Origin of the sequence: Cellulomonas sp. B6 (genome assembly GCF_001462455.1) — a bacterium.
In the GTDB taxonomy this organism is placed as follows: Bacteria; Actinomycetota; Actinomycetes; order Actinomycetales; family Cellulomonadaceae; genus Cellulomonas.
This window is the reverse complement of the sequence record NZ_LNTD01000166.1, coordinates 1-19,009: the sequence shown is the minus strand read 5'-3', so window position 1 is coordinate 19,009 and position 19,009 is coordinate 1. Positions and strand designations below refer to the sequence as shown.

Sequence of the window (19,009 nt, the reverse complement as noted above, 5' to 3'; positions counted from 1 at the left end):
CGGGCCGCCGCCCCCGCGCTCAGCTCGCCCCGTCCCCGCGCGCCCGCACCGCGGCGATCGCGTCCGCCGCGCGGATCAGCCCGATGTGGCTGAACGCCTGCGGGAAGTTGCCGATCAGCCGCCCGGCGCCCGGGTCGTACTCCTCGCTCAGCAGCCCGAGGTCGTTCGCGTAGCCCACGAGCTGTGCCATGAGCTTCTCGGCGTCCTCCAGCCGGCCGCTGTTCGCGTGCTGCTCGACCAGCCAGAAGCAGCAGATGAGGAACGGGTGCTCGTCGCCCTCGAGCCCGTCCATGCCCGTGTCGGTGCGGTACCGGTGCACGAGGCCGTGCTCGTCGGTCAGCTCCTGCTCGATGCGCGCGACCGTGCCGAGCATGCGCGGGTCGTCGTACGCGAGGAACCCCGTGTGCGGCAGCTGCAGCAGCGACGCGTCGACCTCGGCGTTGTCGTACGTCTGCGTGAAGCTCTCGATCTCGGGGTCGTAGCCGCGCTCGTCGATCTCGGCGCGCAGCCGGTCCCGTAGCTTGCGCCACCGCTCGACCGGGCCGTCGAGCCCGTGCTCCTCGACCGCGCGCACGCCCTGGTCGAACGCGGCCCACATCATGGCGCGCCCGTGCGTGAAGTGGTGCAGGTCGCCGCGCATCTCCCAGATGCCGTGGTCGGGGCGGTCGTAGTGCGTCTCGGTGTACCGCAGCAGGCTCTTCTGCAGGCCCCACGTGTACTCGTCCTCGCCGACGCCCGCGTCGCGCAGCATGCCCAGCGCGATCATCACCTCGCCCACGACGTCGGCCTGGTACTGGTCGGCCGCGCCGTTGCCGATCCGCACGGGCCGTGACCCCTCGTACCCGTCGAGGTGGTCGAGCTCCTTCTCGTCGAGCTCCCGCTCACCGCCCACGCCGTACATGATCTTGACGTCGTCGGCGTCGCCCGCGACCGCGCGCAGCAGCCAGTCGCGCCACAGGCACGCCCCCTCGGTGAGGCCGTGCGCGACCGCGACCTCGATGGTCAGGGCCGCGTCGCGCAGCCACACGAACCGGTAGTCCCAGTTGCGCACGCCGCCCAGCTCCTCGGGCAGCGACGCGGTCGGCGCCGCGACGATCCCACCCGTGTCGCCGTGCGTGAGGGCCCGCAGCACGAGCAGCGAGCGCAGCACGAGCGGGTCGTGCGTCGTGCGGACCTCGAGCTTCGACGACCAGTCCGTCCAGAAGCTCACGGCCGCCGCGAGTGCCTGGTCGGCGTCGATCGGCTCGGGCGGGTCCGCGTACGACGGGAACCACACGAGGTCCCAGTCCAGGACGTCGCCCTCCTCGAGCCGGAACCGGCCGCCGAGCCGCGGCGTGCGCGCGCCGCCCGCCGCGGAGAACGCGCCCGGCTCGGCGGACGTCCCGTCCTGCGCGACGCCGTCGTCGCCGTCGACGCGCTTCAGCAGCGGACCCGTGACGAGGATCCCCTCGGGACCCGCGAGCGACTGCAGCGCCTCGCGCCCGTGGTGGTCGACCACCCGCACCCACGGCGTGGCGCGCGCGTAGTCGAACCGCAGGCGCAGGTCGTGCTCGACCTCGACCGTCCCCTCGAGGCACTCGACCTGCCGCACCAGGTCGTCGCGCCCCGACGTCAGGGGCAGGAAGTCCGTCACGCGCACGGTGCCGGTCGGCGTGCGCCACGTGGTCTCGAGCACGAACGTCTGCGGCAGGTACCGCCGCTCGATCACCTCGCCGTCGACGGCCGACAGCTGCCAGCGCCCGTCGTCGGGCCCGCCGAGGACCGCGGAGAACACCGCGGGGGAGTCGAAGCGCGGCAGGCACAGCCAGTCGATGCTGCCGTCGCGGGACACGAGCGGGCCGGTGCGCAGGTCGGACAGGAGGGCGTAGTCCTCGAGGTGCGTGCTCACCTCGTCCTTTCTACGGTGCGGACGCCCGCCCCGCAGGACGGGCGTCCGGTTTCGCCCGGGTCCGGGCGGCGGACGAGCACCGCGCGGGCCCGGGCGGGCGGGTCAGCCGGCGACGTGCCGGCCGCCCTCGCGCCGTCCGTGGTCGACGTCCGCCTCGTCCGGGCCGGGGCCCGTGTCGACCGGCGGCTGCGTCTGGTCGCCGTCGTGCGCGTGGTCGCCGTCGTGCTCGTGCGGGTGGTCGTGGGTGTGCGGGTGGTCGTGCTCGTGGGTGTGCCCGCCGGGGTCCGCGGGGCCGGGGTTCTCGCTCATCGGGTGCTCCTTCGCTGTCCGACTCGGTTCCGGTCCCTCGATGGTCGCCACCCGGTGCCCCGACCGCACGTCGGGGCGCGAGCCGCCCGCGGCGTGCGGGCCCGGCGCAGCCCGCACAGACTGGGGACGCGCTCGAGACGTGGGTGCACGCACCGACCCGAGGAGGCCCCGTGGCGTCCGACGACACCGACACCACCACGACCGACCAGCTGACGTTCCAGAACCCCGTCGACCGCTACCCGTCGATCTCGCCGCCCGAGGAGACGCAGGCCGAGCCCGGCTCGCAGCGCGAGCTCACGCCCGCGGCCGACCTCGGCGAGCACTCGTACCGCGGCACCGGGCGGCTCGTCGGCCGCAAGGCGCTCATCACGGGCGGCGACTCCGGAATCGGCGCCGCGGTGGCCATCGCGTTCGCGCGCGAGGGCGCCGACGTCGCGATCTCGTACCTGCCGGCCGAGGAGGAGGACGCGCGCGACGTCGAGCGCGTCGTCACGGCGGCCGGGCGCACGGCCGTGCTGCTGCCGGGCGACCTCACCGACGCGGACTTCTGCGCGAGCGTCGTCGACCGGGCCGTCGAGGGCCTGGGCGGCCTCGACGTGCTCGTCAACAACGCGGGCAAGCAGATCGCCACCGAGTCGATCCACGACATCACCGACGAGCAGCTCGAGGCGACCTACCAGGCCAACATCCTCGCGATGTTCCGCCTCACCAAGGCCGCCCTGAAGCACCTGCCGCCGGGGTCGGCGATCATCAACACGACGTCGGTGCAGGCGTACGAGCCGTCGCCGACGCTGCTCGACTACGCGTCGACCAAGGCCGCGATCAACAACTTCACGAAGGGCCTCGCGCAGCAGCTCGCACCGCAGGGCATCCGCGTGAACGCGGTCGCGCCCGGGCCGATCTGGACCCCGCTGCAGCCCTCGCACGGCCAGCCCGCCGAGGACCTGCCGGAGTTCGGGCAGAGCGTGCCGCTGGGCCGCGCGGGCCAGCCGACCGAGCTCGCGCCCGCGTACGTCTTCCTCGCGTCGCCCGAGTCGAGCTACGTGCTGGGCGAGACGCTCAACGTCAACGGCGGCTCGCCGACCCCCTGACAGCCGCCGACCCGACCACCACCCCGGGAGGACCACCGTGAGCGAGACCGACTACGGCAGCACGATCCACCCCGACCAGCTGAACGAGGAGGGCGTCGGCGGCACGTCCGACGGCGCCCCGAGCACGTTCGAGCCCGAGGAGGACCCGGACGTCACGGCGGGCGCGTGAACCGCCCGGACGGCGCGGGCGCGCGCGGGCGCAGCACGGACGACGTGCGCTCGACGGACGACGCCGACGCGCTGGGCACGTACCGCGCGATGCGCGACTTCACGCGCACGCCCGAGCCGTCCGGCGCGCCGCCCGCCGCGGACGGCGCCGTCGAGCGCCGGTTCGTGGTGCAGCGGCACCGCGCGCGTCGGCTGCACTACGACTTCCGTCTCGAGCTCGACGGCGTGCTGCTGAGCTGGGCCGTGCCCAAGGGCCCGACGCTCGACCCGGGCGTGCGGCGCATGGCCGTGCACGTCGAGGACCACCCGCTGGAGTACGCGGGGTTCGAGGGCGTGATCCCGCGCGGCGAGTACGGCGGCGGCGACGTGATCGTGTGGGACCGCGGCACGTGGGTGCCGTACAAGAGCGACGACCCGGCCGCGGAGCTGCGCGACGGCCAGCTGCACGCCGAGCTGCACGGCGAGCGGCTGCGCGGCAAGTTCCTGCTGGTCCGCAGCGACCGCCGCGGGCGGGACGGTGGCGACGGCACGGAGCCGTGGCTGCTGATCCACAAGCACGACGAGCACGCGGTCGACGGCTGGGACGCCGAGGACCACCCGACGTCGGTCGTCTCGGGACGCACCAACGACGAGGTCGCGGCCGACCCGGACCGGCTGTGGCGCTCTGGCGTGCCCGCGGCCGAGGCGGAGGTGGACCTGCACGCGGAAGCGCAGGCAACGCCCGCACCGCTGCCCGGCGACGACGACGCGCTCGCGGCGCTCGACGACCTCGGGACCTCGGGCACGTGGGAGGTCCACGGCCGGCGGCTGCGCGTCACCAACCTCGACAAGGAGCTGTTCGGCGGGCGCGACGGCGAGCCGCCGGTCACCAAGCGCGACCTGCTGCGGTACGCGGCGCGCGTCGCGCCCGTCGTGCTCCCGTACCTCGCGGGGCGCGCGCTCAACATGCACCGGTTCCCGCAGGGCGCCGGCACCGCGGGGTTCTGGCACAAGCAGCTGCCCGACCACGCACCCGACTGGGTGCCGCGCTGGGACCGCCCCGACGTCGACCCGGGGGACACCACCACGTACCTCGTCGTCGACGAGCCCGCCGCGCTCGTGTGGGCCGCGAACTTCGGCGCGCTCGAGTGGCACGCGTGGACGTCGCGCACCGACGCGCCCGACCTGCCGACGTACGCCCTGGTCGACCTCGACCCCGGCACGTCGACCACGTGGGACGACCTCGTGCTGCTGGCCCGCCTGCACCGCGACGCGTTCGAGCACCTGGGCGTCCGCGCGTACCCCAAGCTCACCGGGAGACGTGGCATCCAGATCTGGGTCCCGGTGGCCCCGGGGCCGTCGTTCGACGACACGCGCGCGTGGGTCGAGCGGCTCTCGCGGACGGTCGGGCAGGTCGTGCCCGACCTCGTGAGCTGGCGGTGGGAGGTGCGCGAGCGCGGCGGGCACGCACGGCTCGACTACACGCAGAACGCCGTCAACAAGACCCTCGTCGCGCCGTACAGCCCGCGCGCCGCCGCCGGTGCGCCCGTGTCGGCGCCGATCACGTGGGACGAGCTCGACGCCGACTGGCTGCGGCCCGACGCGTTCACGGTGCGCACCGTCCTCGACCGGCTCGCCGACGTCGGTGACCCGTTCCGCGGGGTCCTCGACGCGCACCAGGTGCTGCCGACGCTGCGGTGAGCGGGGCGCCGCGTCGCCGCCGGGTCGTTCGCGAGCGGACCGGCTGGCCCGACGCGGCGCGGTGCGGTGCATTGGCGCCGCTCAGGGCGCGACGTGCAGCGCCACCACGTCGCACTGCACGGGCGAGGACTCGCGGCACCCGCCGCCGATCCACACGCGCACGGGCTCACCGTCCTCGAGCTCGTCGACGCCCGCCGCCACCCGGTCCCGGCCGCGGACCACCGCCGCGTCCTGCACCGAGCCGAGCGACATCCCCTCGAAGTACGCGTCGGACGCGTCGGCGAGCACCGGACCGTCGGCGCGCAGCGCGACGGTCCCCGTGACGTCGGGCGCCCGGGCGGGCAGCACGCCGCCGCCCGAGCACGCCGCCGTGAGCAGCAGCAGGCACGCCGCGACGGCGCCCCCGGCCGTCCGCGCGCCGCGACGCATCAGACGTCGCCCGCCTCGTGCACGCAGATCGCGATGTGCGTGCGGTTGTCCGCCGGCAGCTTCTCCAGGATGCGGCTGATGTGCGTCTTCACGGTCGCCACGGTGATGAACAGCTCGGACGCGATCTCGACGTTGGACAGGCCCCGCCCGATCGCCCGCGCGACGTCGCGCTCGCGCTCGGTCAGCGCGTCGAGCTTGCGGCGCGCGACCGCGCGGCGCTCGTCGCGCGGCTGGTCGGTCACCGACGCGATGAGCCGGTCCGTGACCGACGGCGACAGCGTCGTGCGTCCCGCACCCGCGTCGTGCACGTGCCGCACGATCTCGGCGGGCGGCGTGTCCTTGAGCAGGAAGCCCGCGGCGCCCAGGCGCAGCGCGCCGAGCACCATCTCGTCGGTGTCGAACGTCGTGAGGATCACGACGCGCGCGTCGGGCTGCTCGGCCAGCAGCCGCTGCGTGGCCTGCAGGCCGTCGAGCCGCGGCATCCGGATGTCCATGAGGACGACGTCGGGCGACGTCGCACGGACCACGTCGAGCGCCTCGAGCCCGTCGCCGGCCTCGCCGACGACCTCGATGGTCGGGTCGGCGCCCAGGATGAGCCGCAGCCCGACGCGCACGAGCGTCTCGTCGTCGACCAGCACGACCCGCGTCGCCGGCCGTCCGTCACCCGTGGTGGTGCCCGTCATGCCTGTCCCTCCGTCCCGGCCGCCCACGGCAGCCACGCCTGCACCGCGAACGTGCCGTCCGCGCGTCGTTGCACGTCGAGCTCGCCGCCCGTGAGCCGCAGCCGCTCGGCGAGCCCCGTGAGCCCCCACCCGGACGACGGCAGCGGCGTCGCCGGCGGGTGGTCGGGCATCCGGTTGGTCACCTCGACGCCGACGCGGTCACCGGGCGCGCCGTGCAGGCGCACCTTCACGGGCGCACCCGGCGCGTGCTTGCGCGCGTTCGTCAGGGTCTCCTGCACGACGCGGTACAGGTGCCTGCTCGTCGAGAGCGGGAGCCGCGCGAGGTCGTCCTCCGCGACCTGGTCGAGCACGTACGACACGGGGGAGCCCGCGGCGCGCGTGCCGTCGACGAGCTCGTCGACCTGCGCGAGCGTCGGCTGCGGGCGCGACTGCTCGTCGGTGGCCGTCGGGTCGCGCAGCAGGCCGAGGACCTCGCGCAGCTCGCCGAGGGCCTCGTGCGCGTTCTCCCGCACGATCGCGGCGGTGTCGCGCACCTGCTCGGGGTCCAGGCCCGCGCGGTACTCCAGCGCCCCGGCGTGCAGCGCGACGAGCGACAGCCGGTGCGCGAGGACGTCGTGCATCTCGCGCGCGATGCGGTTGCGCTCGGACGCGCGGGCCGTGTCGCCGCGCGCGTCGGCCTCGCGCCGCGCGATCGCGGCCTGCTCGCGCAGCGACGCGACGAGCGCGCGCCGACCGCCGATGAACAGGCCCGTGACCACGGGCAGCGCCATGCCCACGAGCACCGAGAGCAGCAGCACCCAGCGCGGCGGGAACAGCATGTCCGCGGGCAGGAACACGTGCGTGAGCGCGCGGTCGGCCACCAGGCCGGCGCCGAACCACAGCGCGCAGACCGCCGAGATCTCGCCCCAGCGGCGCCGTGTCGACAGCGACACCACCGCGAGCGTCGCGATCCCCGCCGAGAACACCGAGAACGACCCCAGCACGACCAGGGCACCCGTGATGGGCAGCGGTGCGCGGTGGCGCAGCACGTACAGCACCGCGGCCACGACGAGCACCGCGAGGTCGACGACGATCCACACCTCGGCCAGGAGGTTCGACGTCCCCGTCGTCTCGGCCCGCGCGATGCCCGCGCCGTAGACGGCCGTGCCCGAGAAGAGCCCCATCGGCAGCGCGAGCATCAGGCGCCACGTGTGCGACCACACGCGGCGCGCGCGGCTCGGCGGGGCGGGGGTCAGGGACACCCCGTGATGCTAGGCGGGTACGGCGCCCCGCCGGATCGGTCGCGCGGACGACCGGGTCGGCCGGCGGGACGACGCGCGGCCCGTGGCGTCGGTCGCGCTCAGGACGCGAGCAGCGCCGCGACGTCTTGCGGGTACGGGAAGGAGCCCGGCCGGTACCCGCACAGCGGGTCCGACGCGTACGGGTCACCGGTCGAGGCGTACGCGCGCGAGCGCGAGCCGCCGCACACGCGCCCGAACTCGCACGCGCCGCAGCGCCCGGTCAGGCGGCCGGGGTCGCGCAGCCCCGTGAACAGCTCCGACGTGCGGTAGATCTCCGTGAGCGGCTGCTCGCGCACGTCACCCGCCGAGACGGGCAGGAACCCCGAGGGGTGCACCGTGCCGACGTGCGACACGAACACGAACCCGTAGCCGGCGTTCACGTTGACCGGGGGGCGTCGCACGCGCGCGCCGTCGCCCCACCCGAACGCCGCCGTCCGCTCGGTCAGCTCGGCGTACAGCTCGCCCAGCCCCAGCGCGGCCACGTGGTCGACCCCGCGCTCGGCCAGCACCGCCCGCTGCAGCGACACGCGCCGGAAGTGGTGCCCCTCGGTCGTCTTGACCGGCACGTGCGGTCCGAGGTCGTACAGGTAGTTCATGACGTCCTCGGCCTGCTGCGCCGTCAGCGCGCCCAGGTCCACGCCGCGGCCCATCGGCACGAGCATGAACGCGCTCCACGTCATCGCGCCCTGCGCGCGCACGAGCGCCGCGAGGTCGGGCAGCTCGTGCACCGTGCGGCTCGACATGGTCGAGTTGACCTGCACCTTCATGCCGAGCTCGCGCGCATCCGCCCACGCCTGCACCGTGCGGTCGAACGTGCCGGGCACGCGCCGGAAGCCGTCGTGCACCGCGGCCGTCGCGCCGTCCAGCGACAGCGACAGCGCCGTGACGCCCGCGTCCTGCAGCTCGCGCAGCGCGGCCCGGTCGAGCTTCTCGGTGCCCGAGGGCGACACCGCGACCGTGAGCCCCAGCGCGCGCCCCCGGCGCACGAGCTCGGTGAGGTCCTCACGCTCGAAGCAGTCGCCACCCGTGATGACGAAGATCGGCGACGGCCGCCCGAACGCGGCCACCTGCTCCATGAGCGCGGTCGCCTCCTGCGTGCCCAGCTCGCGCGGGTGGCGGCGGGGCTGCGCCTCGGCACGGCAGTGCACGCACGACAGCGAGCACGCGCGCGTCGCCTCCCAGATGACGAGCAGCGGCCGGTCGGCCGGGTCGTGGCGGACGGTGCGGACGACGGGGCCGTGCGGGCGCATGGGCAGCATCAGACACCCGGCACGGGCGCCGGCCCCGGGACGAGCGTCCCTTCCGCGACGGAGCCGGGGCGCCCCGCGGTCGGTCGCGCGGCCGATGCGACGCGCGCCGCGCCGCGGTGACGATGGACGCGTGAGCACCTCGTCCGTCGCCCCCGCCCCCGTCCCGCCGCCGGGCCGCGCGACCGCCGTCCCCGTGCCGCGGCGCACGCTCGAGGCGCCCGGCACCTACGCCTACCACCGGCTGCAGCGCACGCGCCCCGGCACGCGCTGGTGGCGCCCGCTGCTGGTGGGTCTCGTGGCGCTCGCGCTGTACGTCGCCCTGCACGTCGTCGGCATCGCGGTCGCCGTCGCCACCGCGGTCGCCAACGGTCCTGACGGGTGGGACGCCCTGAACGACCTGGACGTCACCGACTTCAGCGACCCGCTGACCTTCGTGGTCGCGATGCTGTCGATCATCGCGCTGCTGCCCGCCGTGCTCGTCGCGACCCGGCTGCTCGGGGCACGGCCCGTGGGGCTGCTGGCCTCGGTCGCCGGGCGCGTGCGCTGGACGTGGGCCGCGCGCTGCCTCGCGCTCGCGGCCGGGCTCGCGCTCGTGGTCCAGACGGGTGACGCGGTCGTCGCCGCGGCGTCCGGCCGGGCGTGGCAGCCGCAGGTCGACGGGACGTCGTGGCTGCTGATCGGGCTCGCGCTGCTGCTCGTGCCCGCGCAGTGCGTCGCCGAGGAGGTCGTGTTCCGCGGGTACCTCCTGCAGACCGTCGGCACGTGGCTGCGGCACCCCGCGTTCGCGATCGTGCTGCCCGTGCCGCTGTTCGTGCTCGGCCACGAGTACGTCAACCTCGCGATGGTCGACATCGCGGTCTGGGCGCTCGCGATGGGCTGGCTCACGTGGCGCACGGGCGGGCTCGAGGCGGCCTCCGCGGCGCACGTCGTCAACAACCTCGTCGTGTTCTCGCTCGGCGCCGTGGGCCTGGCCGACCTCGACCTCGTCGACGTCGGACCCGTCGCGCTGACCGTGTCGACCGCGTCGAACCTCGCGTTCGTCGGCCTGGTCGAGGTGCTCGCGCGGCGCACCGGGATCACCCGCGAGCGCCACGTGGCCGCGCCCGCTCCCACGGCCGCGCCTACCCCCACGCCCGCGTCCGCGCAGGGTGAGATCTGACACGTCGGGTGCCGATTCGTCGCTTCCGCGTGCGTTGCGGACGGATCGGTCACCGTCGTCGTGACACGAGTCGCCTCCGCCCCTCTTCCGTGCGGCGGGACCGGTCCCTATGGTGATATCCGTGCACCCCGTCAGTGAACGCATCCGTGACGCCCGTGAGCGCAGCGGCCTGTCCCAGGCCGATCTCGCGCGCGCGGCGATGATGCACCCCAGCTATGTCTCGCACCTCGAGCGCGGCGTGCGGGGGCCGGGTGACGCCGCGCTCGTGCGCCTGGCGCGTGCGCTCGGGGTCACGGCGCAGTACCTCGAGCAGGGCGACCGCTCGCCCGAGTACCTGGAGTCCGAGGCGGCCCTCGTCCGTGCGCGGCAGCTCATGCGCGCCGGGCGGGCCGCCGACGCTGCCGTCGAGCTCGAGGGCGTCGAGCTCGCGGCGCTCGACGTCGACCAGGCCGCGAAGGTCCTGCTGGCCCGTGCCGAGGCGCTCGACCTCGCGGGTGACCTCGAGACGTCCGCGCGCCTGCTCGCCGACGTCACGCACCGGCTGGTGGTTGGCCACCGCCCCGAGCGCGCGACGTACGCCGCGACGCGCCTGGTCATGGCCCTCACGGAGGCCGGTGACCTGCACGCCGCGGTGCGCACGGGCGAGGAGCACCTCGCGACGCTCGCCGGCCTCGCCGCCGGCACCGACGAGATCTTCCGGCTGGAGTCGACGCTCGTGTGGGCGTACGTCGCGCGAGGCGACGTCACCTACGCGCGCGTGCGCGGCCAGGACCTGCTCGGCCGTGCTCTCGTGCACGGCTCTGCGCGCGCCGTCTGGTCGGTGCACTGGAACCTGGCGTTCGTGGACGACGCGCTCGGCGACGCCGACGACGCGCTGTCCCACCTGCGCTCGGCGCTCGCGATCGCGGGCGGGGACGAGGTCGAGCGCAACGTGCCGCGGCTGCGCCTCGACCTCGCGCAGCTGCTGCTCACCGTCGACCCGCCGCGCCCCCGCGAGGCGCTCGCCGAGCTCGACGCGGCCGCCACCGCCCTCGAGGTCGGCGAGTCGCAGGTGGAGCTGGCGCGCGCCGCGACCATCCGGTCGCGCGCGACGCTCCTGCTGGGGCAGCACCGTGCGGCGCTCGCGCACGCGGCTCGCGCCGTCGAGATGCTCGCCGGTGAGCGGCGCGACGCCGCGGCGGCGCACGAGGCGCTCGGCGACGCGCTGCTGGCGGCGGGGGAGCGCACGGCCGCGATCAAGGCGTACCGCCAGGTCGCGGACCGTCTCGAGCTCGCACCCGCGGGGCGTCCGACCGCGCGGTCGTGGCGTCGGCTGGGTGACCGGCTGCGTGCCGCCGGCGACGACGGCGCGCACGTCGCCGCGGCCTACCGCCGGGCGATCGACGCCGCGGGCGTCGGGGTCGTGCGCGCCTGAGCGGCCGCGCGTCCGTCCGGGCGACGTCAGGCGCCGGAGGCCGTGCGCCCGACACGCCCGGGTGACGGCCGACCCGGGAGTGTCTACCCCGGTCTGTCGTTAGTCATTGCGGTCACGACACGGACGTGGGGACCATGCCGGGGTGCCGGAAAGTCCGGTGCACCGTTCAAAGGGGTCCCACCATGAAGAAGCTCTCCCTCGCGCTCGTCGTCGCCCTCGCCGCGTTCTCCGGCGTCGCCGGTGCCACCGTGGCGTCGGGTGCGACCACGTCGCTCTCCTCGCCCTGCTGCAAGGTGATGTGACGGACGCGCTCCCACGCTGACGACGCCCTGCGCCGCCGCACCGGGACGACCACGCCGGTCCCGGGGCGTCGGCGCAGGGGCGGGCGTCGGTGACGGCGCGTTCAGCTCGTCAGGACGAGCGTCCCCACGCCCGCGGCCACCGTCAGCGGTGCGACGACGAGCCCGAGCAGGACGTAGCGGCGCCACGACACGTCGACCCCCGCGCGCACGAGCGCGCGGTGCCACAGCAGCGTGGCCAGCGACGCCCACGGCGTCACCAGCGGTCCGGCGTTGACGCCGACGAGCAGCGCGACCAGCAGCCGCGGGTCGTGCGCCGCCACCGGCTCGAGCACCAGGTAGGCGGGCAGGTTGTTGACGAGGTTCGCCCCGACGGCGCCCGCCGCGGCGACGGTCCAGGGGCCGCCGCCGGCGAGGTCCTGCTGCAGCAGCGTGCGCAGCCCGGCCTCCTGCAGCGCCTCGGCGGCGAGGAACAGGCCCGAGGCGAAGACGATCAGCGGCCACGGGACGAGCCCGACGCCCAGCACGCGCGGGCGGCGCCACGCGGTCACCGCGAGCAGCACGACGGCCGCGGCCGTGGCCGGGATCCACACGGGCGCCCCGCTCACGAGCCCCACGAGCAGCGCCGCGACGACCCCGGCGCTCCAGCGCAGCAGCACCGGGTCTTCGGCGACCGGCTCCTCGGTCTCCACCGTGTAGCGGCCGCGCAGCTCCCGCCGGTGCACCAGCGCGACGACGGCCACCGGCACCACGACGCACGCGAGCGCGGGCGCCCACGTGAGCGCGACGAACTCCCGGATGCCGCCGACGTGGTGCTCGGCCAGCAGGTTCGTGAGGTTGGAGACGGGCAGCAGCATCGACGCCGCGTTCGCGAGCCACACGGTGACCAGGGCGAACGGCCGTGCGTCGAGCCCGGCGTGCACGGCGACCGCGAGCACGACGGGCGTGAGCAGCACGGCCGTCGTGTCGAGCGACAGGAAGACCGTGCACACCACGGCGAGCACCACGACGCCGCCCCAGAGCACGAGCGTGCGCCCCCGCGCGCGGCGCGCGACCCCCGCCCCGACGGCGCGGAACAGCCCCGCCTCGGCCGCGAGCTCGGTGACCACCGTCACGGCCACGACGAACGTGAGCACGGGCCACACGCGCTCGACGAGCGCGAGCGCGGCGTCGCCGGGCAGGACCCCGGTGGCCAGCGCGAGCAGGCCGGCGCCGAGCAGCACGGCGCCGATGACGAGCGTCTTCACCGGCGGGTCGCCGCCTCGTGAGAGCCGCGCGGGCGGTGGTGCGGGGGCGGCGCGCAGGTCTCGGTCACGTGCACAGCGTGCACCCCCGGCGTCCGGTGCGCGTCACGACGCGCGTCGCCGGCGCAGCACGTCCCGCAGCGGCGGCACGGGGGTCCCGGCGGCGCTCAGGTCGGCGCGCGCCCGGCGGCGGTGGTGCAGCACCCCGACGACCCCGACGGCCCACGGCAGCACCAGGACGGCGAAGGCCAGGCGCCACGCGTCGAGCGGGTAGGTCGTCGCGCCCGCGGGGGAGACGAGCTCCAGCACGACGCCCACGGCCAGGACGCCCGTGATGGTCGAGACGAAGCCTCCGGTGTTGACGAACCCGGTCGCGGTGCCCAGGCGGTCGCCCGTGGTGAAGGTCCGCGCGAAGTCGATGCCCACGAGGGACACCGGCCCGCCGGCGCCGATGACCACGGCGAACACCACGAGCTGGGCCAGGGGGCGCGGCGTGGCGGGCAGCAGCAGCCACGCCCACACGGCGAACGTCGCACCCGCCGACGCGAGCACGACCCACGAGCGCCGCAGCGGGTGGCGCGCGGTCCACTGGCCGACCAGGGGGCCCGCGACCATCGCGGACGCCGTCATCGTCGTCAGCAGCAGGCTGGCCTCGGCGGGCGTGCGCCCCTGCGCGGTGACGAAGAAGGGCACGCCCCACAGCATCGCGACGACGTTGAACGAGAACGGCGTGAGGAAGTGCGACCAGAACCCCAGGCGGGTGCCCGCCGGCAGGGCGGCGGCGCGCACCGCATGCACGAAGCGCTCGCGGGTGGCGGTCTCCAGCGGTGACGGCTCGGGGCGGGGGCGTGCCGCGAGGCCGGTCGCGGCGACGACGGTCACGAGCGCCCCGACGCCGGCGAGGGCGCCGAAGGTCGGCCCCCAGCCCTGCGCGTGCAGCACCCACGCGACGGCCACGGCCGACACGATCTGCCCGGACTGCCCGACGAGGCCCGTGACCTGGACCATGACGGGCACGCGGCGTGCCGGGAACCACTCGGCGATGAGGCGGCACGCGCTGATGAAGATCGCGGCGTCGCCGGCGCCGATGAGCGCGCGGGCGGTGAGCGCGAGGGGTACGTCGGCGGCCACGGCGAGCAGCCCCTGGCCGACCGCCATGACCGCGGAGCCCACCGTGACGAGCGTGCGCGCGCCGAACCTGTCGAGCGCACGCCCCGCCGGGATCTGCAGCGCGGCGTACACGCCGAGCTGCAGCACCGAGAACATGGCCAGGCCGGTCGCGCTGAGCCCGAAGCGGTCGATCGCGTCCACGCCCGCGACGCCCAGGGCCGTGCGGTGGACGACCGCCACGAGGTACGCCAGTGCGGCGACCGCCCACACCGCGGTGGGGCTGCGGCGCCCGCGCATCCCGTCCTCCGTCTCCTCGTCCCGAGCCAGCCTAGGCGTCGTGCGCGGTCGCGAGGACGCCGGGCGTCGCGCCACCCGTGGGCCCGCGGGGCGTGGCGGAAGCGGTTTCCGGCGCGACACGCCGAGCGCGTGTCATGGATGACTCCAGAGTCATCGGATTTTCACCGTGATGGGCGTGCCTGGACGTTTGACCGACACGCTGCGATGGCCCAAACTCATTCCTGACGGTGCGCATCGCCTGCCCCCTGCGCGGTGCGCACCGTTTCAGCTTCGCACCGACGGGACGGGCCACACGGCCCGTCCCGTCGGTCGTTCCCGGGCTCTCCGACGGCATCGATCTGCGGCGTCCGATCGGACGCGCCCCCCGTGCCGCGGCGTACCGCCGGGCGACGCCGCCTCGGACCCGCACCGCGCCCGCTCCGCACCGCGCCCGCTCCGCACCCGCGCGCGGCGACGCGCGGCGACCCGGACGCCGCAACCCGGGCGGGTACGGCGTGGCCGCCCCGGGATCCGCGCACCACGCGGTTACCGTGCCAGGGTGACCGTTCCCGCACGCACACCCGGCCCGGGCGACCGGCCCGAGCCCGACGCCGCCGTGCCCGCGGCGCCCGGAGCCGCGGACGGACCCCCCGTGGCCCTCGTCGAACCGCCGTCGCCCGCCGAGGTCCTCGAGGGGGCGGTCGCGACGTGGCGGGCCGCGCTCGTCGAGGCGGCCGGGGCGTCGACGCTCGCCGACGTCGACCAGCTCGGCGACGCCGCCCTCGACCTCTCGGCCGCGCACCCGTCCGGCATGGCGCAGCTCTTCGCCGGCCGACCCACGCGCCTGTCGAACCTCGTGCGCGAGCCAGGTGCGCAGTCCGCCGCGCGTCGCCGCGCGCGCGCCGTCGCCGCACGCGCGGCCGCGTACACGCAGCGGTACGGCATCGCCTCCACGTCGCTCGCGATCGGCGTCGCGACGTGGACCGACCGATCCACCGCCGACCTCGCGTCCGACGACGTCGGTGCGCTCGCGCACGTGACCCGCCACCCGCGCACGCCCACCGGCCGCGGCCCGGGCGACGACGGCCCTGACGTCCCCGTGCGCACCGTGCGCGCACCGGTGCTGCTGCGGCCCGTCGTGCTGCGCGCGCGCGGCTCGGGCGAGGGCGACCACGAGATCGAGCTCGAGCCGTCGATCGAGGTCAACCCCGTGCTGGCGCGTGCGCTGCGCGGGCACGGCGCGCTCCTCGACCCGGGCGCGGTCGCGCGCGGCACGTTCACGGGCGCCGGGTTCGACCCGCGGGGCGCGCTGCAGCGGCTGTCGTCGCTGGGCGAGGCCGTCCTCGAGGACTTCACGCTCGTCGAGCGCGTCGTCGTCGGCACGTTCGTGCACCCCGGCCAGATCATCGTCGACGACCTCGACCAGCTCGCGGGCACGCTCGACCGGCACGACGTCGTGCGGGCGCTGGCCGGGCTGGAGGACGCCCGGGCCGCCCTCGACGTCCGCCTGCCCGCACCCGTGCCCGGCGACCGGGACCCCGCGCTCGAGCGCGGCATCGGCGACCTGGACCCCGCGCAGCAGCACGTGCTCGACGTCGTCGCGACGGGCCACCACGTGTTCGTGGACGCGCCCACCGGCTCCGACGTCACCGGCACGCTCGCGGCGATCGTCGCCGACGCCGCCGCCGAGGGGCGCACCGTGCTGTACGTCCCCGGCCACCGGCGCGCCGCGGTGTCGCTCGTCGAGCGGCTGCAGCGTCTCGGCGTCGGGGAGCTCGTGCTCGACGTCGAGCCGCACGCCGCGTGGCGCACGACCGCGGCCCGCCGGCTGCTGGGCGCGATGACGCTCGAGCCGCCCGTCGTCGACGTCGACGCCGTGCAGGCCGTGCGGGTGCCGCTGGTCGAGCAGCGCGAGCGGCTGCGCGGCTACGTCGACGCGCTGCACGCCCCCCGCGAGCCGTGGGGCGTGTCCGCCTACGACGCGCTGCAGGAGCTCGCGCGACTGACCTCGACGCGCCCCGCGCCGGCGACGACCGTGCGGCTGTCCACCGACGTCGCGCGCCCGCTGGACGCCGAGCGCCGCTCGCGCCTCGCGCAGGACCTCGTGCGCGCCGGCGAGCTCGGCGCCTACCGGCTGCGCCCGCAGGACACCCCGTGGTTCGACGCCGACCTGCGGACCGCGGCCGACGCCCAGGTCGTGCGGCACCGCCTCGACCGGCTGCTCGACGTGACGCTGCCGCAGCTCGTCGAGCGTGTCGCGCAGGTCGCCGCCGAGACCGGGCTGACGCGTGCCACGACGCTCGACCAGTGGGCCGAGCAGCTGCGCATGCTCGACGGCGTGCGGCACTCGCTCGACGTCTTCCAGCCGCTCGTCTTCGAGCGCACCGCCGCCGACCTCGTCGCCGCGACCGCCACCAAGGAGTGGCGCGCCGAGCACGACGTGCCGATGGGCTTCTGGGTCCGTCGCCGGCTGCGCAAGCAGGCCAAGGACATGCTGCGCCCGGGCCGCCCCGTCGCCGACCTGCACGGCGCGCTCATCGAGGTGCAGGCCCGCCGCGAGGTGTGGCAGGCCCACTGCCCGGCCGGCGGCTGGCCGCGGCTGCCCGAGGGTCTCGAGGTCGTCGAGGCCGAGCACCTCGCGGTCCGGCAGGACGTCGAGGGGCTCGCCGAGGTCCTGTCCACGACCCCGGGCGGCGGCCGCCTCACGACCACCTCGTTCGACGAGCTGCGCGACCGGCTCGTGCGGCTGCGCGAGGGCGCGTCCGCGCTCGAGACGCTCCCCGAGCGCACCCAGCTGCTGCACGGCCTGCGCGCCGCGGGCCTCGGCGACCTCGTCGACGACCTCACGGCCCGCCGCGTCGCGCCGCCGCTCGCGGCCGCCGAGCTCGACCTCGCGTGGTGGAGCACCGTGTTCGAGCAGGTGCTCGGTGCCGACCCCGCCCTCGCGGGCTACGACGGCGCCGCGCTGGGCGCGCTGTCCGCGCGGTACGCCGAGCTCGACCGCCGGCACGTCGTCAGCCGGGCGGCGCCCGTGCTCGCGGCGGCGCTGGGCCGGGTCGCGTCGGCCGTCCGCACGTACCGCGACCAGGCCGAGGGCCTGTTCGCCGAGCTCGTCGACGAGCGCATGACATCGCTGCGGGACACCGTCGCGCGGTACCCCGACCTCGCGCGGCGGCTGCGGCCCGTGCTCGTCGCCGGGCCGATGCTCGTCGCCCAGGTGCTGCCCGCGTCGCGCACGGTCGACCTCGTGGTCGTCGACGCCGCCGCGCACCTGCCCGTCGAGGCGGCGCTGCCCGCGATCGCCCGCGGGCGTCAGGTCGTCGTGGTGGGGGACGCGCGGTGCGCGTCCGGCAGCGCGGTCCGCGAGCTCGCCGACGTGCTGCCCGCGGTCGCGCTGCACGCCGACGCGTCGCGCCGCGACCCGTACCTCACGCGCTTCCTCGCCGAGCACGGCTACGAGGGCGTGCTCGTGCCGACGCCGCTGCCCGCCTCGGCACCGCTCGTCGCGCTCGAGATAGTCGACGGCACGGGCATGCCCGACCCCGCGACGAGCATGGTCGACTCGACGCGTGCCGAGGTCGAGCGCGTCCTGGAGCTGGTCGTCGAGCACGTGCTGCAGCACCCCGACGAGTCGCTCGCGGTCGTCACGCTGACGGCGCGGCACGCCGACGCCGTGCGCGAGGTCGTCATGTCCGAGGTGCGCGGGAACCCCGCGCTCGGGGCGTTCTTCGACGCGGGCCGCGCCGACCCGTTCCTCGTCGTCGACATCGCGAACGTCGCGGGCCTGCAGCGCGACGCCGTGATCCTGTCCGTCGGCCTGGGACGCACGCCGCACCGCCGCGTGCTGCACACGTTCGGGCCCGTGAGCCGCCCGGGCGGCGACGCGCTCCTGCTCGACGCGCTCGGCTCGACGCGTCACCGGCTCACGGTCGTCGCGTGCTTCACCGGTGAGGACCTGGACCCGGAGCGGCTGCGCGGCCCCGGCCCGCAGCTGCTCGCCGACGTGCTGCGCTTCGCCGCCGAGCGCGGTGCGCAGGAGCCGGGCACGGACGCGTCGGAGCGACCCACGGGCGGCCCCGACCCCGACCGGCTCGTCCTGGACCTGGCCGAGCGCCTGTGGCAGCACGGGCTGGTCGTCGACGTCGACCACGGCGTGCCGGGCGGCGCCCGCATCCCGCTGGTCGTGGGGCACCCCGAGCTGCCCGACGAGATGCTCGTCGCCGTCCTCACGGACGACGACGGGTACGTCAGCGAGCCCAGCGTGCGGGTGCGCGACCGCCTGGTCGCCGACCGGCTCGAGCGGCTCGGCTGGTCGGTCGTGCGCGTGTGGTCGGCCGCGGCCTTCCTGGACCCGCAGGCGGAGGTCGACCGCGTCCGGCGAGCCGTCCACGCGGCGCTGCTCGCGCGGCGACCCGAGCTCGCCGCCCCCGTGTCGGTGCCCGTGCGTGCGGTGCCCGTGCCCGTCGAGGACGACGACCGTCCCGCGCCCCTGCCGCAGGCGCCGCGCCCGGCGACCGCGGCCGTCCCCGTGGCCGCGGAACCCTCCGGCGTGCGGCCCTCGGCCGTGCCGCACTCGGCGGCGCAGCCCGGTGGCGCGCCGACCGTCGGCCCCGCGGCGGACGTCGTGACCCCGCCGCGCACCGGTGCGGTGCCGGCCGTGCCGACGGCGCGAGCGCCCCGCGCCGGTGCTCCGGCCACGGGTGGCGTGCCCGCCGCGACCGGTGCGGTG

The 19,009-nt window shown here is 76.1% G+C and carries 14 protein-coding genes; 6 read left to right on the top strand and 8 right to left on the bottom strand.

Annotated elements, in window-relative coordinates:
* Positions 1 to 19: 19 nt before the first annotated feature.
* Positions 20 to 1,888 carry a glycoside hydrolase family 15 protein gene (locus tag ATM99_RS14565; protein WP_062103590.1) on the bottom strand — a complete coding sequence of 623 codons (1,869 nt, stop codon included), beginning with the start codon at positions 1,886 to 1,888 and terminating at the stop codon, positions 20 to 22.
* A 102-nt stretch (positions 1,889 to 1,990) separates the two neighbouring features.
* Positions 1,991 to 2,197, bottom strand: coding sequence for a hypothetical protein (locus ATM99_RS14560; RefSeq protein ID WP_062103589.1), 207 nt, complete (start codon positions 2,195 to 2,197; stop codon positions 1,991 to 1,993).
* Positions 2,198 to 2,367: 170 nt separating this feature from the next.
* Here ATM99_RS14560 and ATM99_RS14555 point away from each other — a divergent pair, with 170 nt between their 5' ends.
* From ATM99_RS14555 to ATM99_RS14550, 3 genes are read left to right on the top strand one after another with little or no spacing between them, the layout of a single operon-like run.
* A complete protein-coding gene (locus ATM99_RS14555) occupies positions 2,368 to 3,288 on the top strand; it encodes an SDR family oxidoreductase (protein ID WP_062103588.1) in 921 nt (306 codons plus the stop codon).
* 37 nt (positions 3,289 to 3,325) lie between these two features.
* Positions 3,326 to 3,457 (top strand): hypothetical protein, encoded by a 132-nt coding sequence (locus tag ATM99_RS19825; RefSeq protein ID WP_255356821.1) that lies wholly within the window; start codon positions 3,326 to 3,328, stop codon positions 3,455 to 3,457.
* Positions 3,454 to 5,136 (top strand): DNA polymerase ligase N-terminal domain-containing protein, encoded by a 1,683-nt coding sequence (locus tag ATM99_RS14550; RefSeq protein ID WP_223305126.1) that lies wholly within the window; start codon positions 3,454 to 3,456, stop codon positions 5,134 to 5,136. The genes ATM99_RS19825 and ATM99_RS14550 overlap by 4 nt, the downstream gene beginning before the upstream one ends.
* An 81-nt stretch (positions 5,137 to 5,217) precedes the next feature.
* Here the strand turns inward: ATM99_RS14550 and ATM99_RS14545 are convergent, their stop codons facing one another.
* The 4 genes from ATM99_RS14545 to ATM99_RS14530 form a co-directional block, all read right to left on the bottom strand.
* Entirely contained in the window at positions 5,218 to 5,565 is a 348-nt protein-coding gene (locus ATM99_RS14545) for a hypothetical protein (protein WP_062103587.1), read from the bottom strand.
* The gene (locus ATM99_RS14540) at positions 5,565 to 6,248 is read right to left on the bottom strand and encodes a response regulator transcription factor (RefSeq protein WP_062103586.1); all 684 of its coding nucleotides are present in this window, start codon (positions 6,246 to 6,248) and stop codon (positions 5,565 to 5,567) included. Before ATM99_RS14540 ends, ATM99_RS14545 begins: the two co-directional genes overlap by 1 nt.
* The gene (locus ATM99_RS14535; protein WP_223305124.1) at positions 6,245 to 7,489 is read right to left on the bottom strand and encodes a histidine kinase; all 1,245 of its coding nucleotides are present in this window, start codon (positions 7,487 to 7,489) and stop codon (positions 6,245 to 6,247) included. The genes ATM99_RS14540 and ATM99_RS14535 overlap by 4 nt, the downstream gene beginning before the upstream one ends.
* Positions 7,490 to 7,587: 98 nt before the next feature.
* The gene (locus ATM99_RS14530) at positions 7,588 to 8,787 is read right to left on the bottom strand and encodes a TIGR04053 family radical SAM/SPASM domain-containing protein (RefSeq protein WP_150118310.1); all 1,200 of its coding nucleotides are present in this window, start codon (positions 8,785 to 8,787) and stop codon (positions 7,588 to 7,590) included.
* Between the two features lie 121 nt (positions 8,788 to 8,908).
* On the opposite strand from ATM99_RS14530, the gene ATM99_RS14525 reads away from it, so the two are divergent.
* Positions 8,909 to 9,937 (top strand): CPBP family intramembrane glutamic endopeptidase, encoded by a 1,029-nt coding sequence (locus ATM99_RS14525; RefSeq protein WP_062103584.1) that lies wholly within the window; start codon positions 8,909 to 8,911, stop codon positions 9,935 to 9,937.
* A gap of 121 nt (positions 9,938 to 10,058) precedes the next feature.
* Positions 10,059 to 11,351: a helix-turn-helix domain-containing protein gene (locus ATM99_RS14520; RefSeq protein ID WP_062103583.1), complete on the top strand. Its 1,293-nt coding sequence runs from the start codon at positions 10,059 to 10,061 to the stop codon at positions 11,349 to 11,351.
* Between the two features lie 403 nt (positions 11,352 to 11,754).
* On the opposite strand, the gene ATM99_RS14515 is transcribed toward ATM99_RS14520, so the two are convergent.
* Both ATM99_RS14515 and ATM99_RS14510 read right to left on the bottom strand, forming a co-directional pair.
* Entirely contained in the window at positions 11,755 to 12,897 is a 1,143-nt protein-coding gene (locus ATM99_RS14515; protein WP_062103582.1) for an SLC13 family permease, read from the bottom strand.
* 102 nt (positions 12,898 to 12,999) lie between these two features.
* Entirely contained in the window at positions 13,000 to 14,301 is a 1,302-nt protein-coding gene (locus tag ATM99_RS14510; RefSeq protein ID WP_062103581.1) for a nitrate/nitrite transporter, read from the bottom strand.
* Positions 14,302 to 14,839: 538 nt separating this feature from the next.
* Between ATM99_RS14510 and ATM99_RS14505 the strand changes: the two genes are divergently transcribed.
* Positions 14,840 to 19,009 (top strand): hypothetical protein (locus ATM99_RS14505; RefSeq protein ID WP_223305122.1); only part of this gene is annotated, 4,170 nt, incomplete at its 3' end.